Origin of the sequence: Gordonia asplenii, from assembly GCF_012933505.1 — a bacterium.
Classification (GTDB): domain Bacteria; phylum Actinomycetota; class Actinomycetes; order Mycobacteriales; family Mycobacteriaceae; genus Gordonia; species Gordonia asplenii.
This window is the reverse complement of the sequence record NZ_JABBNB010000014.1, coordinates 23,425-39,828: the sequence shown is the minus strand read 5'-3', so window position 1 is coordinate 39,828 and position 16,404 is coordinate 23,425. Positions and strand designations below refer to the sequence as shown.

At 68.1% G+C, this 16,404-nt stretch carries 12 protein-coding genes; 4 read left to right on the top strand and 8 right to left on the bottom strand.

Going from position 1 to position 16,404, the window contains the following annotated elements; translation table 11 throughout:
- Positions 1 to 43 precede the first annotated feature (43 nt).
- The 5 genes from iolD to iolC form a co-directional block, all read right to left on the bottom strand.
- Positions 44 to 1,966: a 3D-(3,5/4)-trihydroxycyclohexane-1,2-dione acylhydrolase (decyclizing) gene (gene iolD, locus HH308_RS14585; protein WP_170195050.1), complete on the bottom strand. Its 1,923-nt coding sequence runs from the start codon at positions 1,964 to 1,966 to the stop codon at positions 44 to 46.
- A gap of 74 nt (positions 1,967 to 2,040) precedes the next feature.
- Positions 2,041 to 2,955, bottom strand: coding sequence for a 5-deoxy-glucuronate isomerase (iolB, locus tag HH308_RS14580; RefSeq protein ID WP_170194954.1), 915 nt, complete (start codon positions 2,953 to 2,955; stop codon positions 2,041 to 2,043).
- 258 nt (positions 2,956 to 3,213) lie between these two features.
- Complete coding sequence (locus tag HH308_RS14575) at positions 3,214 to 4,746, bottom strand: CoA-acylating methylmalonate-semialdehyde dehydrogenase (RefSeq protein ID WP_170194953.1); 1,533 nt, start codon at positions 4,744 to 4,746, stop codon at positions 3,214 to 3,216.
- 48 nt (positions 4,747 to 4,794) lie between these two features.
- Entirely contained in the window at positions 4,795 to 5,709 is a 915-nt protein-coding gene (locus HH308_RS14570; protein ID WP_170194952.1) for a Cgl0159 family (beta/alpha)8-fold protein, read from the bottom strand.
- Positions 5,702 to 6,706, bottom strand: coding sequence for a 5-dehydro-2-deoxygluconokinase (gene iolC / locus HH308_RS14565; protein ID WP_170194951.1), 1,005 nt, complete (start codon positions 6,704 to 6,706; stop codon positions 5,702 to 5,704). Before iolC ends, HH308_RS14570 begins: the two co-directional genes overlap by 8 nt.
- 240 nt (positions 6,707 to 6,946) lie before the next feature.
- Between iolC and HH308_RS14560 the strand changes: the two genes are divergently transcribed.
- Complete coding sequence (locus HH308_RS14560; RefSeq protein WP_170194950.1) at positions 6,947 to 7,696, top strand: GntR family transcriptional regulator; 750 nt, start codon at positions 6,947 to 6,949, stop codon at positions 7,694 to 7,696.
- An 18-nt stretch (positions 7,697 to 7,714) separates the two neighbouring features.
- Here HH308_RS14560 and HH308_RS14555 read toward each other — a convergent pair whose 3' ends face one another.
- Positions 7,715 to 10,384: a bifunctional acetate--CoA ligase family protein/GNAT family N-acetyltransferase gene (locus tag HH308_RS14555; RefSeq protein ID WP_170194949.1), complete on the bottom strand. Its 2,670-nt coding sequence runs from the start codon at positions 10,382 to 10,384 to the stop codon at positions 7,715 to 7,717.
- Positions 10,381 to 11,820 carry an IclR family transcriptional regulator domain-containing protein gene (locus tag HH308_RS14550; RefSeq protein ID WP_170194948.1) on the bottom strand — a complete coding sequence of 480 codons (1,440 nt, stop codon included), beginning with the start codon at positions 11,818 to 11,820 and terminating at the stop codon, positions 10,381 to 10,383. The genes HH308_RS14555 and HH308_RS14550 overlap by 4 nt, the downstream gene beginning before the upstream one ends.
- 110 nt (positions 11,821 to 11,930) lie before the next feature.
- Here HH308_RS14550 and HH308_RS14545 point away from each other — a divergent pair, with 110 nt between their 5' ends.
- The 3 genes from HH308_RS14545 to HH308_RS14535 are packed head-to-tail and all read left to right on the top strand — an operon-like array spanning position 11,931 to position 15,349.
- A complete protein-coding gene (locus HH308_RS14545) occupies positions 11,931 to 13,007 on the top strand; it encodes a maleylacetate reductase (RefSeq protein ID WP_170194947.1) in 1,077 nt (358 codons plus the stop codon).
- A 38-nt stretch (positions 13,008 to 13,045) separates the two neighbouring features.
- Positions 13,046 to 13,936 (top strand): hydroxyquinol 1,2-dioxygenase, encoded by an 891-nt coding sequence (locus HH308_RS14540; protein ID WP_170194946.1) that lies wholly within the window; start codon positions 13,046 to 13,048, stop codon positions 13,934 to 13,936.
- Between the two features lie 15 nt (positions 13,937 to 13,951).
- Positions 13,952 to 15,349, top strand: coding sequence for an MFS transporter (locus tag HH308_RS14535; protein ID WP_170194945.1), 1,398 nt, complete (start codon positions 13,952 to 13,954; stop codon positions 15,347 to 15,349).
- 15 nt (positions 15,350 to 15,364) lie between these two features.
- Here HH308_RS14535 and HH308_RS14530 read toward each other — a convergent pair whose 3' ends face one another.
- Positions 15,365 to 16,372, bottom strand: coding sequence for a LacI family DNA-binding transcriptional regulator (locus HH308_RS14530; protein ID WP_170194944.1), 1,008 nt, complete (start codon positions 16,370 to 16,372; stop codon positions 15,365 to 15,367).
- Positions 16,373 to 16,404 lie beyond the last annotated feature (32 nt).

The following is a 16,404-nucleotide window of genomic DNA, read 5'->3' as shown; positions in this document are numbered from 1 at the left end:
CTCTTGAAAGATGTTGGCGGAAAAGGAAATCACTGAATCTGATTCAGCCGAGCAGCGGTCGCTGCAGTTTCTGCTGGGCGACGTACTCGTCGCGGGCGAGGCGGGTGGACTCCACCTCCGACACCTGCGCCACCGGGACATCCCACCAGCCGTTGCCTTCCGGCGCGTAGACGAAGGGGTCGCTGTGCAGGTGAATGACCGTCGGACCGTCGGCGGCCTTGGCTGCGGTGACCGCGTCGGACAGCGCCGCGAGCGCATCGGCATCGGGTTTGATGTCGATCACGTCGACGCCATAGCTGCGCGCATTGGCCGCGAGGTCGACCGGCAGGAACTCCCCGCTATCGAAGTCGGCGATCGCCGGGTTCTCCTCCGACGACTGCGCATAGCGGTAGCGGGTGCCGAACCGTTGGGAGCCAACGGTTTCCGACAGGTGCCCGATCGACGCATAACCGTGGTTCTGGATGATGATCACGATCAGCTTGATGCCCTCGGCGACCGCGGTCACCAGTTCGGTGTGCAGCATCAGGTAGGAGCCGTCACCGACCATCACCACGACGTCGCGGTCGTCGCCGTCGGCGAGCAGGCCACGCTTGACCCCCAGGCCGCCCGCGATCTCATACCCCATGCAGGAGAACGCGTATTCGACGTGATAGCCCAGCGCGTCGCGCACCCGCCACAGCTTCTGCAGGTCACCGGGCAGCGACCCGGCGGCTTGGATGATCACGTCACGCGGATCCATCGCCGCGTTGACCGCGCCGATGATCTCCGGCTGGCCGGGCAGCCACTGTGGGTCTTCGACGTCGACGGTCGGTACGAAGGCGGCGTCGACGTCGGCGTCCCAATCGGCCTTGGCCTGCGCCGCACGCGCCGCGTGCTCGTCGCTGACGCGGTAGTCTTCGAGCTCCTGAGCAAGTGCCACAAGGGTTTCGCGGGCGTCGGCGATGACCGGGAGCTGCGAGCCGTGCTTGTAGGCGTCGAACGACGCGACGTTGACGTTGACGAACCGCACGCCGTCGCCCTGGAAGGCGGTGCGGCTCGCGGTGGTGAAATCGCTGTAGCGAGTGCCGATTCCGATGACGACGTCGGCGTGGCTCGCGATCGCATTCGCTGCCGCGGATCCGGTGGCACCGACGCCGCCGAGGTTCTGCGGCTGATCCCAGACGAGCGAACCGCCGCCGGCCTGCGTGGTGCCGACTGGGATGCCGGTCTGCTCGACGAGCGCCTTGAGCTCCTCCTCGGCACCCGAGTAGAGCACGCCACCGCCGGCAATGATCAACGGCCGCTTGGCATTGCGGATCGCCTCGACGGCCCGGGCCAGCGGGCTGCGTTCGGGCAGGGGACGCCGCACGTGCCAGTCGCGGTCGGCGAGGAATTCGACGGGGACGTCGATCAGCTCGGCCTGCACATCCTCGGGCAGGGCGATGGTGACCGCGCCGGTCTCCGCCGGATCTGTCAACACCCGAAGGGCCGCAAGGGCTATCGAGAACAGTTGCTCGGGACGTTGCACGCGGTCGAAGAAGCGGGACAGCGGGCGGAACGCGTCGGACACCTGGATGCCGATGTCGTGCGGGTGCTCGAGCTGCTGCAGGACGGGGTCGGCGACGCGGGTGGCGAAAGTGTCGGAGACGAGCAGCAGCGCGGGCAGGCGGTTGGCGGTGGCCAGGGCAGCGCCGGTGAGCATGTTGGCGGCGCCCGGACCCACCGATGCCGCGCACGCGTAGGTGCCGCGACGACGATGCATCCGCGCGTAGCCGACGGCCTGGTGCACCATGGCCTGCTCGTTGCGGGCCTGGAAGAACGGCATCGCTCCGCCCGCCTCGTTGACCTGCAGCAGCGCCTGCCCGATACCCGCGACGTTGCCGTGACCGAAGATGCCGAAGGTACCGGCGACGGTGCGTTCGCGATGCTCACCGTCGACCGTCCACTGGTGGGCGAGGAATTCGACCAGCGCCTGGGCGACGGTCATCCGCACCGTCGTGCGGCCAGGGGCAAGCGGAGCGCCGGGAGATGTCACAGGGGCAAGCGGAGCGCCGGGTGATGTCACAGCTGTTCTCCTTCGGGAAGGTAGGGAAGTCGGGGGTCGGTGTCTTGGGTGGGCCAGGTGTCACGCAGCCAGGCTTGGTCGGGGTCGTCGCTGATCAGCCAGATCCGTTCGGGGTCGGGTCCGGCCATGACGTTGAGGTAGTACAGGTCGTATTCGGGTGCGGCCATCGCGGGGCCGTGGTAGCCGTAGGGCACCAGGGCGATGTCGCCGGAGCGGACCAGCGTGTTGGTGTTGATCTCCCCAGCCGCCGACGAGTAGTTGACGAAGCTGCCGAATGCGTCGGCGTGGGCGGGCACGGTGACGCCCGCGTCGATGGACCGGGACGGCGCGGCCTCGAAGTAGTAGATCTCTTCCAGGCGGGCTTCGTGTCCCGCGATGTACTCGTCGTGCTTGTGCGCGGGATGCGACGACCAGTTGCCGCCGGGGGTGATCACCTCGCAGACGATGAGGGCTGCGGCGTCGAGCGCGCCCGGCGTGCCGAAGTTGTGCACCTGCCGGGTGTCGCGGCCAGCGCCGCGGACTTCGACGGGGACGTCGGCGGCGGGTATGTGGGCCGACGACTTGCGCTGCGTCGTCGGCGCTTCCGCCACGGCGATCCGCGCACCCCGGCCGGTGATCGAAAGTGCTTGTCCCGCACCGACGTACAGGACGTCGGTCGGGCCGTCGAAGACACTGGCGCGGCCGGTCAGTGCGGTGGTCACGCCTTCGTGTGCGACGGTGCAGCCACCCGCGAGCGGAATCACGATCCGTTCGACGTCGGCGGCCGGGAGATCCAGCACGGCGCCGTCGAGCACCGCTACCCGGATGCCGGTGTGGCTCCACCCGGGTAACGTCGCGTCCACCACTGATTCCCAACCGTCACGGGCCAGCGCCCCGCGCGGGTGGAACCATTCGTTAGCAGTTGCAGACATTTATCCGATCGTTCCTCAAAGTCGATTCCGATGGGTGGTGTTTTCGTCGGGAGGTGCGAGTCCTTTTGCTGATTGAGCGAGTCCTTCTGCTGATTGAGCGAGCGCAGCGAGTCGAAATCCTCCGTCCCGACGTCGTGTGCCGGGTGGTTTCGACTCGCTCCTTCGCTAGCGCTCCGGAGCGGCTCAACCAGCGGTAAGGGACTCCGGAGCGGCTCAACCAGCGGTAAGAGCTCCGGAGCGGCTCAACCAGCGGACGGGCTAGTCGTTGCGCGGGAAGCCCAGGTTGATGCCGCCATGCGAGGGATCGAGCCAGCGGCTGGTGATGGCCTTGAGCTGGGTGAAGAACTTCACCCCCTCCGCGCCATGTGCCTTGGTGTCGCCGAACATCGATGCTTTCCAGCCTCCGAAGCTGAAGGTCGCGACCGGCACCGGGATCGGCACGTTGATACCGATCATCCCGACCTTGATATCGCGCTGGAAGCGACGCGCGGCACCGCCGTCGTTGGTGAAGATCGCCGTGCCGTTGCCGAATGCGCCGTCGTTGATGAGTTCGACGCCCTCGTCGTAGGAGGCGACGCGCACAATGGCGAGGACCGGCCCGAAGATCTCCTCGGTGTACACACGCGACGTGGTTGGCACGTTGTCGATCAGGGTGGGGCCGAGCCAGAATCCTTCGGCGGCGCCGTCGGGCTGGACCTCGCGGCCGTCGACGACGACGGTTGCGCCGTCCTGCACGGCGATGTCGATGTAGGAGGCCACCTTGTCGCGGTGGATCCGGGTGACCAGCGGCCCCATGTCGGGCTCACGGCGACCGTCGCCGATCCGCAGGCCGTTCATCCGGTCGGTGATCTTGGCGATGAGGTCGTCGGCGACGGGCTCGACGGCGACGACGACGGAGATGGCCATGCATCGTTCGCCGGCCGAGCCGAAGCCCGCGTTGATGGCGGCGTCGGCGGTGAGGTCGAGGTCGGCGTCGGGCAGCACCAGCATGTGGTTCTTCGCGCCGCCCAGTGCCTGGACCCGTTTGCCGTACTTGGCGCCGGTCTCGTAGACGTACTGGGCGATCGGGGTGGAGCCGACGAAGGAGATGGCCTCGACGTCGGCGTGGGTGAGTAGGCCGTCGACGGCCTGCTTGTCACCGTTGAGGACGGTGAAGACACCGGCTGGAAGCCCGGCCTCCGCCCACAGTTCGGCGAGCCAGATCGCGGCGGACGGGTCCTTCTCCGACGGCTTGAGTACGACGGCGTTGCCCGCGGCGATGGCGATCGGGAAGAACCACGCCGGGACCATGGCCGGGAAGTTGAACGGGCTGATGATGCCGACGACGCCGAGCGGCTGGCGGGTCGAGTAGACGTCGATGCCGGTGGAGACCTGCTCGCTGAACTCGCCCTTGAGGTGATGGGCGAGGCCGCAGGCGAATTCGACGACTTCCTGGCCGCGGCTGATCTCGCCGAGTGCGTCGGAGATGACCTTGCCGTGCTCGCTGGTGATGATCTCGGCGAGTTCGCCCTTGCGGGCTTCGAGGAGCTCACGGAACTTGAACAGGACGGCCTGACGGCGGGCCAGCGACAACTCGCCCCAGGACTCCTGGGCGGCCTTCGCCGATGCGACGGCGGCATTGATCTCGGCCTCGTCGGCCAGGGCGACCTTCTTGGTGACGACGCCGAGGGCGGGGTCGAAGACGTCGGCGGTACGGCCGCTGGCCGACGGGTAGGCGGCACCGTCGATCCAGTGCCCGACGACGGGCAGGTCGGTGGTGGCGGAGTCCGGGGCGAGGGTGGTCTGGGTCATCGAGCTTCTCCGTGAGTTCAGTTGGTGGTCAACAGGTTTGGGTGATCGTCAGGAGTTGTGGACGAGCGCGGCGGCGGTGTCGACGGCTCCGGCGACATCGCCGTCGGCCGGGTAGAGCAGCGTGCGCCCGACGACGAGGCCGTGCACGCCGGGCAGGGCGAGCGCCGACTTCCACGAGGCGTAGACCGTCTCCGGATCGCCGGTCGGGTCGCCGCCGAGCAGCAGGGTCGGCAGGGTGGTCGAGGCCATCACGCGCTCCATGTCGTCGACGACGGGCAGCTTCATCCAGGTGTACGACGACGTGGCGCCGAGTCCGGCGGCGATGGAGATCGAGTTGATCACCGCATCCGCGGACAGATCGTTGACGACCCGGCCGAGCTCATTGCGGCTGCTCATGAAGGGCTCCAACATGATCGGCACCTGTGCTGCCGCGCAGGCGTCGACGGCCTTGGCGGTGGCTTCCAACGTGGCGGCGGTGCCGGCGTCGTCGAGGTCGACGCGCACGAGGACTTTCGCGAAGTCGAGGCCGTCGCGGGTCATCGCCGGGGCGTCGTAGGCGGTGTAGCGATCGTCCAGTTCGAAGATCGAGCCGCGCAGTCCGCCGCGGTTCATCGACGCGACGACGATCTTGTCGTCGAGCAGTCCGAGCAGTGCGAGGTCGTCGATGATGTCGGGGGTGCCGAGGACGCCGTCGACGCCGGGCCGCGCGATGGCGGTCGCCAACCGCTGCAGCAGGTCGTACCGGTCGGCCATGGCCATCGGGTCCGAGCCGACGCCGAGCGCGCCGCGCGCCGGGTGGTCGGCGGCGACGATCATCAGTCGGCCGTCGTCGCGGACGAGCGGGCGCCGGGTTCGAGTGGCCAGAGCGGTGGCGATGTCGGTGGGGCTGCCCTGGCGGGCGGCGCGCAACTTCGCGAACGCTTCGGCGGTGATGGGACCCGGTTGGGTGAGGGCTTCAGGCATTGACTCGGTCCAGTTTCTCGCGTTCTTGTGCGGTGAGGATGGCTTCCACCTCGTCGGTGGTGGGCATGGCGGTTGAGCATTCCCGGCGGGAGGCGACGATGGCGCCGGCGATGTTGGCGAAGCGCAGGATGCGTTCGATGGACCAGCCGGCGAGCAGTCCGTGGCAGAAGGCGCCGCCGAAGCTGTCGCCCGCGCCGAGCCCGTTGACCACGTCGACGAAGTAGGGCGCAACCTCGACTCGCTCGTCGCGAGTCTTGGCCAGGACACCCTTCGGACCCTGCTTGACGACGGCCAGTTCGACGCCGCGCTCCAAGAGTGCGTCGGCGGCGCGATCCGGCTCGGTCTCGCCGACGGCGACCTCACATTCCTCCCGGTTGCCGATGGCGACGGTGACGTGTTCGAGTGCCCGCGCGACCTGCGTCGACGCCTCGGTCGCCGACGACCAGAACATCGGGCGGTAATCGAGGTCGAGAACCGTTCCGGCGGCACGCCGCTGGACCGGCCGATTGCGCGCGCTCCAGGCGGCGTGATGGGCTGCCCGGCTCGGTTCGCGGGACAACCCGGTGACCGTCGCCCAGAAGATGCGTGCGTTCGCGATGGCGTCGAGGTCGAGGTCGAGGGTTCGCAGGGTGAGATCCGGCGCGATCGGGTCGCGGTAGAAGTACAGCGGAAAGTCGTCGGGTGGGAAGATCTCGCAGAAGGTGACCGGCGTGTTCAGCGCGTCGACGGTGCCGACGAACCGATCGTCGACGCCGAGGCGCCGCAGCTCGGCATGGATGAAGCGGCCGAACGGGTCGTCGCCGGTGGCGGTGATGATCGCGGTGCTGCGGCCGTGTCGGGCCGCGGCGACGGCGACGTTGGTGGCGCTGCCGCCGAGGTACTTGCCGAAAGTCGAGACATCTTCGAGTCCGACACCGTCCTGCAGCGGGTAGATGTCCACGCCGACGCGACCGATGGAGATCAGGTCGTAGGGCTGCGCATGGGAGCTGTTTGTCATCAGGATTCTTTCTGCGAGGTTCTCAAGACGTGACGTTCGCAACTACGTGTACGTTTGTCCTATCAATCTAGCCGTCCATGTTTGGTTTGTCTACCGGGCGTGAACTGGGGTTTTGTCGATCAGTTGCGCTTTATGCGGCGTGCAGGGCCAACTAACGAGCTTATTTGTCCTGACATACGGTGATTATGGTCGTGATACGAACAAACTCAGCTATGTCACATATCGCCGTCATGACCTAACATGTGCGACGTGAGCACATCCGAGATCGATGTCGAGCTCGATCGACTGAGCCCGGTTCCCCTGTACTTCCAGCTGGCACAGGCGATGGAGAAGTCCATCGTGGCCGGCGACCTCAAACCGGGCGACCGCATCGAGAACGAGATCGACCTCGCCAAGCGGCTGAACATGTCGAGGCCGACCGCCCGGCAGGCCATCCAGGCACTCGTCGACAAGGGTCTGCTCGTCCGCAAGCGCGGCGTCGGCACGCAGGTCGTCCGCAACGAGGTACACCGCTCGGTCGAATTGACCAGCCTGTTCGACGACCTCGTCGCGTCCGGCCGCACCCCCACCACCGAACTGCTCGACTATCGGTTGGGCACGCCTGACGAGGAGATCGCCGACGAGCTCGGCGTCGACGCCGACACGTCGGTCGTGTCGATTCGCCGCCTCCGCAAGGCCGACGACGAGCCGATCGCCATCCTCACCAACCACATCCCGGCCGACCACGCGCCGGCACCCGACGAGCTACGGCAGAAGGGCCTTTACCAGTGCTTCCGTAACCGCGGGCTGACCATTCAGATGGCCCGGCAACGGATCGGCGCCCGCCTCGCCACCGACGACGAGGCCAAACTGCTCGGCGAGGATCCCGGACAGGCCGCACTCACCATGCAGCGTGTGGCCTACAACGAGATGGGCCAAGCCGTCGAGCTCGGCCGTCACGTCTACCGCGCATCCCTGTACTTCTTCGACGTATCGGTGCACAGCCGGTAAGCACCTGCAGCACAGACCTCAGATCCGTCGCGGGCCGAGTCCCCGCCGGACGGGTTCGGGACCGATGCGCACGCGCGCGTCGAGGACCGCGGCCCCGTCGCCGGAGGCGAGGATCGGTTCGAGCGACAGTTCCCGGATCTCCGGGATGTCGTCGCACAGCGCCGAGATGCGCACGACGATGTCGACGAGCGACGCGGCGTCGGCCGGTTCAGCGTTCGCGGTGCCGGCCAGCAGCGGAGCCGCGCGCGGCGCGGCGACCAACTGCTCGGCGTCCTCGCGGCCGAGCGGCAGGGCACGGAATGCGCGGTCGCCGAGGAGTTCGGTGATCATCCCGGACAGGCCGAACGACACCACCGAGCCGAACGAGGGGTCGTCGTGCACGTTGATCACGCAGCCGATCCCCTTGTCGGCCATTCGCTGCACGTGCAGCAGCGAGGAGCCGGACACACCGGACAAGTCGTTGTAGGCGCGGCGCACCTCCCCTGCTCCGTCCAGGTCGAGTCGCACGCCACGCAGGTCGGGGCGGTTACGCCAGCCGTGGCGGGTCGCCTTCAGTGCGATCGGATAGCCGATCTGCTCGGCGGCGTCGACCGCCTCGTCAGCAGTCGTCGCTTCGCGGAAATCGACGATGTGGATGCCGAAACAGTCCAGCAGCGCGGCGGCGTCGACGTCGGAGAGCCAACCGGCACCGGTCGAGTTGCGCCGCAGTGCCGAGACGACGATCCCGTGCGCACGCTCGACGTCGAGTCCCTCGGGATGACGCGGCTCCGACACCTCCTCGGCCCGCCACAACGCGTAGCGCCACACCCGCTGCAGTGCCCGCACCGCGCGGTCGGGGTCGGGAAACGACGGCACCGAACCGAAGCTCGGCATGCCGTCGGGTCCGTCGACGGCGAGCAGTCCGGGGATTCCGTGCTCCCCGGAGAAGGTGGTCACGATCGGTTTGGCGCCCGCCTGCGCGGCGGATCGCAGCGGCGCGGCGAACGGCTCCATCGCAACCGGCACCGGCGGCACCACCAACGCGACGACGGCGTCGACCTGCGCATCGGCCATCACCTCGCGCAGCGCGGCGTCGAAACTCTCCGGGTCGGCCGACGGTCCCAGCGTCTCGGTCCGGGTGACCGTCAACCCGCCCGACGTCGCGAGGTCGACGGCGAGCCAGGCCAGCGGAGCGCTGGTGCTGACGACGGCCAGCCGTGGTCCAGCCGGCAGCGGTTGGTGGCAGAGCAGCGTCGCGCAGTCGAACATGTCGGCCAGTGAATCGACGGCGATCACGCCTGCCTGATGGAAGACGTTGGCCGCGACCGTGCCATCGATGGTCGATGCGCTGCCGTTGGCTTCGAGCCGATCGATCCGGCTGCCGCGCACCACGACGATCGGCTTGTCGCGGCCCATGCGACGTGCGATCTGGAAGAACTTGCGCGGGTTGCCGAGCGATTCCAAATACAGCAGCACGACGTCGGTGTCCGGGTCGGTGTCCCAATACTGCAATAGATCGTTTCCCGACACATCGGCACGGTTGCCCGCGGACACGAACGTCGACAGGCCGAGTCGGCGCGACGCCGCTTCCCGCAGAATGAACGCACCGAGCGGGTCGGACTGACAGAAGAACCCCGCCCGGCCGCGCCCCGGCAACTCGGGGGCGAGCGTTGCGTTCATCGACACCGCGGGGTCGTTGTTCGCGACACCGAGAGCGTTCGGGCCCACCAGCCGCATGCCATGCGCGCGCGCCTCGCGGACCAGGCGCCGCTCGACCGCGCCACCGCCCGCATCGGAGTCGGCGAATCCCGCGGACAGCACGACGAGGCTCTTGACCCCCTTGCCGAGGCAGTCGTCGAGTACGTCGTCGATGTCGGACGCCGGAACCGCGACGATCGCGAGGTCGACGGTGTCGGGGATGTCGCGGACCGTCGCGTACGACCGCACACCCTGCACCGCGCGCCGCGTGTCGTTGACCGGGAAGACCGGCCCGTCGTATTGACCGCGCAGCAGATTCGCGAGTACCGCCTGCCCGACCTTGCCTTCGGTCTGCGACGCACCGATGACCGCAATCGACCTGGGTGACAACAGATTTCGAACACTCCGCGCCTCTGAGGCGCGTTCGCGCGCATTGCGCACCTGCAGCAGAGCTTCGTTCGGATCTATCTCGAACTCCAATTGGACGACGTAGCCGTCGTCGGTGCCGCGGACCTGGTATCCGGCATCCTCGAAGACCCGCACCATGCTGGGGTTCTCGGCGAGGATCGCCGCCTCGAAGGTCTCGATCCCACTGTCCGCGGCGGCGCCGGCGAGATGCTCGAGCAACACCGATCCCAGGCCCCGACGTTGGTGTTCGTCGGCGACGACGAACGCGACTTCGGCAGTCGTCGAGTCCGGTCGGCCCTCGTAGACCCCGACGGCGATGATCTCGTCGCCGAGCAGCGCGATCAGGCCAACCCGGTACCGGTTGTCGACGTGGGTGGCGCGGTAGACGTCGTTCGGCGACATCGTGGGGTACGGCTCGAAGTAGCGCAGGTAGCGCGTCTGCTCGGAGAGCCTGGCATGAAAGGCGACGAGCTTGGCGGCATCGTCGGGCGTGATGGGACGGATGTGCACCACCCCGCCGTCGGCGGCCAGCACGTCGGCGCGCCAATCCTCGGGGTAACTGGGGCGGTCGTCGGCGACGACGGCGTCTTGGTCGTCGCTCATCCGACGTCCCCGCCCAGGTAATGCGTCAGGTCTCGGGCGCCCCGGCGCACCAGATCCCGCACCGAGGGCCCACCGTCGCGCGACCGGGCCAGAATGCCGTCGCGCAGGCCGCTGACCGAGAGCGACGCGACCACCCGCCCGTAGTGGTCGAAGATCGGTGCGCCGATCGCGGCGATACCCGGTGTGACGGTGTTGTCGCTGACGACGATGCCGGCCTGCCGAATCTCCTCGAGCTGGGCGAACAGCTCGGCCCGCGACCCGACGTCGCCGCCCAGTTCGTCGCTGCGCACCGCCGCCGAGGCGTACTCGTCCCAGGCTTCCCGGTCGTCGAAGGCCAACAGTGCACGCGGCGCCGCGCCGACGTGCAGGGGCAACGACCTGCCCAACCGCAGCACTCGACTGTTGACTCGCACCCCGTCGATCCGCTCGATGCAGACCGCCCGCGTGCCATGGCGCACGCAGAGAAAGGTGGTCTCGCCGGTTGCCGCGTGAATGGCGGCGAGCACCGGGCCCGCGGCCCGGCGGATGTCGGAGCTGCGGATGAGCTCGGCGGCCAGCGTCAGGACCTTCCCGCCGACGCGATACGGACCACGCGCGAAAACCTGCTCCACCCAACCGATTTCGGTCAGCGTCGCGAGCATCCGGTACACCGAGCTGGGCGGTTCGCCGGTGAGTTCGGTCAGCCGCCCCGACGTCGCGATCCGCTCACTGACCAGAACTTCCATCAGCACACCCCCCTTGTGAATCAACGACGTTGTGCGACTATCGGTTTCGACCACGTCCGGCGTCGTCTCCCGCCCCTCACGCGGCTGCGACATCGCGGCGGCCAGCGCCGCGGCCGCGGTCGTCAGCACCGTCGCCACCGCGTCCGCCCGCGGTAGAAGTCCGGCACGCAGGTCGGCGACGGCGACGACGCCAACCACGTCGCCGTCGCACCGCACCGGTACCGCAACCGCGGCGATCCCGTCGACGACGTCACCGTCATCGAGGAAGTACGACTCGTCGGAACCGGCGTCGAACGCCCGCCCGACGGCTCCCACCGAACGTGGCAGCGTGCGCCCCGGGCCCAGATCGACCATCTCGACGACGGCTCCGGCCACCTGGTGCAGGCACAGCGGCCCGTCGACGCCGGGCACGCAGAAGTAGACGTTCATGCCGACCTGCTCACGTACCCAGCACAGTTGTTTGTGCAGTTCGGCGCGGTCGATGAAGGCTTCGATCGCGGCGTCGGCCCAGCGCAGCAAGCCCACCCCGAGCTCCAATCGGCCCCCGACGTTGCGCACCAGCTCGAGCTCCTCGAGGGTCTGACCGATGCGATACACCGTCGGTCGGGGCTCGTTCACGGCCTTCGCGAGCTCGGCGGGCGTCGACGGCCCCGACCGCGCCAGTTCGTCGACGACCTGCCCCGCCTTGGACAGCAACTGAATCGCACTCAACGCTCGCCTCACTTCTCTGCTTGCATCACCTTCTCAGCTGGTCTTATAGTACTCTACGAACACCGCGTCCATTGTATGAGAGTTCGAGCCTTCCGCCCAGGAGCGACCACGTGACATTCGACTTCGTCTATGAAGCACTTCCGATGCGAGTCCGGTTCGGCGTCGGGGCCCTGTCCGAACTCCCCGCCGAACTCGACCATCTCGACCTCAAGCGGGTGCTCGTCCTGTGCTCACCCGGGCATGAATCGGTCGGACGGATGGTCGCCGACGCGCTGGGCGACCGCTGCGTGGGCGTACGTCCCGATGCCGTGATGCACGTGCCGGCCGACGTCGCCGCGCGGGCCAGCGCAGCCGCCGCCGAGCTGAATGCCGACGGTTGCGTCACCGTGGGCGGCGGATCGGCCATCGGCCTCGGCAAGGCGATCGCGCTGAAACACGATCTGCCGATCGTCGCGGTCCCGACGACCTACGCCGGCTCCGAGATGACGCCGGTCTGGGGAATGACCACCGACGGCCGCAAGGAGACCGGCCGCGATCATCGGGTGCTGCCGCGTAGCGTCGTCTACGATCCGACGCTGTCGATGACCCTGCCCGTCGACATCTCGGTGACCAGCGGAATCAACGCCCTCGCCCACGCCGTCGAGGGGCTCTACGCACCCGACGCGTCACCGATCATCTCCCTGCTCGCCGAGGAGGGCGTACGCGCGCTGACCACCGCGCTGCCGTCCCTCGTCGCGGCGCCGTCGGACGCGCAGGCCCGCAGCGGAGCTCTCTACGGCGCCTGGCTGTGCGGGGCGGTTCTCGGTGCGACGACGATGTCGCTGCACCACAAACTGTGCCACGCGCTCGGCGGCACATTGAATCTTCCGCACGCCGCGACGCACACCGTCGTACTGCCGCATGCGTTGGCGTACAACCAATCTCATGCCCCGTCCGCGCTCGCGGCGCTGTCGCGAGCGATCCCCGGCGACGGCGATCCGGCCAGTCGCCTGTTCGCTTTCGCGCAGAGTCTCGGCGCGCCGGCGTCGCTGGCCGAACTCGGCATGGCCGAAACCGACATCGACCGGATCGCCGACGAGGTCACCAGCCGCCCGTACGGCAATCCGCGGCCGATCACCGTCGACGCTGTGCGCGCGCTGCTCGCCGACGCCTGGGCCGGTCGACCGCCGACCGTCGAATCCGACTGACCTCCAACAGTTTTCACCTTCTATCGATAGAGATCCACATGATTGACACCGCTGCACCCACCCAGGCCGAGATCGAAGAGCTACTCACCGACAAGGTCGTCAAGTCGTTCGCCGACTCCCCCCACGAGCGGCTCGGCGTCGTGATGGGATCGCTGGTGCGCCACTTGCACGCCTTCATCCGCGAGGTGCGGCTCACCGAATCGGAGTGGGAGGCCGCAATCGAGTTCCTGACCGAGGTCGGTCACATCACCGACGACCGCAGACAGGAGTTCATCCTGCTCTCCGACATTCTCGGGGCATCGATGCAGACCATCAACGTCAACTACGAGACAACCGGAAACTCTACCGAGGCAACGGTTTTCGGCCCCTTCTTCGTCGACGACGCGCCGCGCATCGAGCACGGCGGCGACATCGCCGGCGACGCCACCGGCCAGCCGTGCTGGGTTGCCGGCAGCGTCCGCGACACCGCGGGCAACCCGGTCGCGGGTGCGCGGATCGAGGTCTGGGAGGCCGACGACGACGGCTTCTACGACGTCCAGTACGACGACCAGCGGGTGTCCGGACGGGCCCACCTGTTCAGCGACGACGACGGCCACTACGAGTTCTGGGGACTCACCCCGACGCCGTATCCCATTCCGCACGACGGCCCGGTCGGGCGGCTGCTGGAGGCCACCGGCCGTTCGCCGATGCGGGCATCGCACCTGCACTTCATGGTCTCCGCACCCGGATTGCGCACACTGGTCACCCATATCTTCGTGCGTGGCGACGAACTGCTCGACCACGATACGGTCTTCGGTGTGAAAGAGTCACTGGTCAAAGACTTCGTGCAGCAGCCGGCCGATGCCCCGACGCCCGACGGGCGCGATCTGAACGGTCAGACGTGGGCGCGCGCCGAGTTCGACGTCGTGCTGGCACCCGGCGACGAGTAGCCCCACTTCCCATCGATGTTCCGACGCTTGCGTCCCTCGTCGTCGCCCGGCTTCAACCGACCACTGGCTCTGCTGGTGGCCGGTTCGTTGTTCATGGAGAACCTCGACGGCACGATCCTGCAGACGGCCGCGCCCGCCGTCGCCGCCGACTTCGGGATCACGCCGTCGTCGGTCGGCGTGACGATGGTGACCTATCTGCTTGCGGTGGCGGTCGCGGTGCCGGCCAGCGGCTGGATCGCCGACCGGTACGGTACTCGCCGCGTCTTCCTGTGTGCGCTGGCCGGCTTCACCGCTACGTCGTTGCTCTGCGCGTTGGCACCGAACCTGTTGTGGCTGTGTATCTTTCGGACCGTACAAGGTCTCGCGGGAGCGTTGATGGTGCCCATCGGACGACTCGCCGTGCTTCGCGCGATCCGTCCGACCGCGCTACTGGCGGCGATGGCCTATCTGACCTGGCCGTCGCTGGTCGCTCCCGTCGTCGCGCCGTTTCTCGGCGGCCTGCTCGCGGATACCGTGGGCTGGCGGTGGATCTTCGGGGTCAACATCCCGATCGGCATCGCCCTGGCCGTCGTCGGCCTTGCCGTTGTTCCGCGAATCGACCCGCCCGAACGGATTCCGCTCGACTGGCGCGGCTTCGCGCTGGTCTCCGGCGCAGTGGTGTGCCTGACCGGCGGCGTCGAACTGATGGCCGGCGGACGGTGGCCGATCGTCGTGGCGTTGCTCACGGCGTCGAGCGCACTCGGCGTCGCGGCGGTGCGGGCGATGACCAGGCGCGACCACCCACTCTTCGACCTCGATGTGTTGCGGATCAAGACATTTCGCGCCGGAAATCTGAGCGGCAGCGTGTACCGGCTGATGATCACCGCGGCGCCGTTCCTGTTCGCTCTGCTGCTCCAGTCGGGCTTCGGATGGAGCGCGGCGTCGGCCGGCGCGATCATCACGGCGGTCTTCGTCGGCAACCTCGCGATCAAACCGTTGACCACACCGATCATCCGGCGTCTGGGCTTTCGCCGCACCCTGGTCTGGTCCAATGTCGCAGGCGCAATCGCCTTGGGCGCGTTCGTCTTTGTGACGCCGAGCGTGCCGGTGACGGTGATCGTCGGCCTGATGTTGGCGAGCGGAGTGTTCCGCTCGATCGGCTTCAGTGCTTACAACACAGTGCAATTCGCCGACGTCGGGGAGCGCGACCTGGTCGCCGCGAACACGCTGTCGTCGACGCTGCAGCAGATCGCCACCGCACTCGGCATCGCCGTCGCGTCTCTCGCGGTGCGAATCGGCGTCGCGATCGCGGGCCCCGACGGCGACCTCGCCTACCGGTTGGCGTTCGCCGTCGCCGCCGCGGTCATGTCGATCCCGCTGTTCGGCGCACTGCGCCTGTCCCCCGACGCCGGGGCGCACGCGGCACGACGGTGATTCGCCGGGGTTGCGCTACTTCGCGCGCGGTCCGCACGTTCTGCGCACCGTCAGCGTCGGCTCGAGTACCTTCGCCACCGGGTCGGCGGCGCTGCCCTCCATCCGGTCGGCGAGCAGCGTTCCGGCCGCGACCCCGACGTCGAAGCTGCGGTCGTCGACGGTCGTGAGTCCGATCAGCTTCGACGACGCGAGGGAGGTGTCGTCGTAACCGACGATCGACAAGTCGTCGGGCACGACGCGACCGGCGTCGCGGGCCGCGGCGAGCGCGCCGACGGCCATCACATCGTTGGCGGCGAAGATCGCGGTGATCTCCGGATGGTCGACTAAAAGCGTTGCGGCAGTGGAGTATCCGGCCTCGTCGGTCGCCGGGCCGGCGTAGGGCGTGGATACGACCCGCGCGCCGGATTCGCGGGCTCGGTCCTCGAATGCCGCTCGTCGCACCTGCGCGGCCCCGCTTCCCACCGATAGGTGGCCGAGATCCGCGTGCCCCAGCGCCACAAGATGTTTCGCCACCAACCGCGCACCTTCGGCATCGTCGTTGGCGACCGAGTCGAAGTTGTCGACGACGTGCTCGTCGGGCGCACGCCTCGTTCCGGCTACGACGACGGGCGGCAGACCGCCGTCGGTGAGGGCGTTCGGCGGATCCATGCCGACCACCATCCCGTCCACCCGCATCGACAGAAACGACTCGACCGGATGTTCGGCTTGATCGGCGGTGGCGACGTCGACGACGGAAAGCCGGTATCCGCGCGGACCGAGTGCGGCGTGCAAGCCCCGGACGAGGTCGACGAACCAGAGGTTGGTGTAGTCGTCGATCAACACCCCCACGAGCTTCGTGCGCCCGGCGGCCAGATTCGACGCCGCGCGGCTCGGGCGGTAACCGAGTTCGGCGATCGCCGCCTCGACTGCCCGTCGGGAGTCCTCGCCGACCTTCGGTGACGACTGCAGAACCAGCGAGACCAGCGACTTCGATACACCCGCCGCTTTCGCGACGTCGTAGATGGTGGGACGCTTCGCCGCCAACTCGACTCCTCAGACTTCACCGCTATTGACAG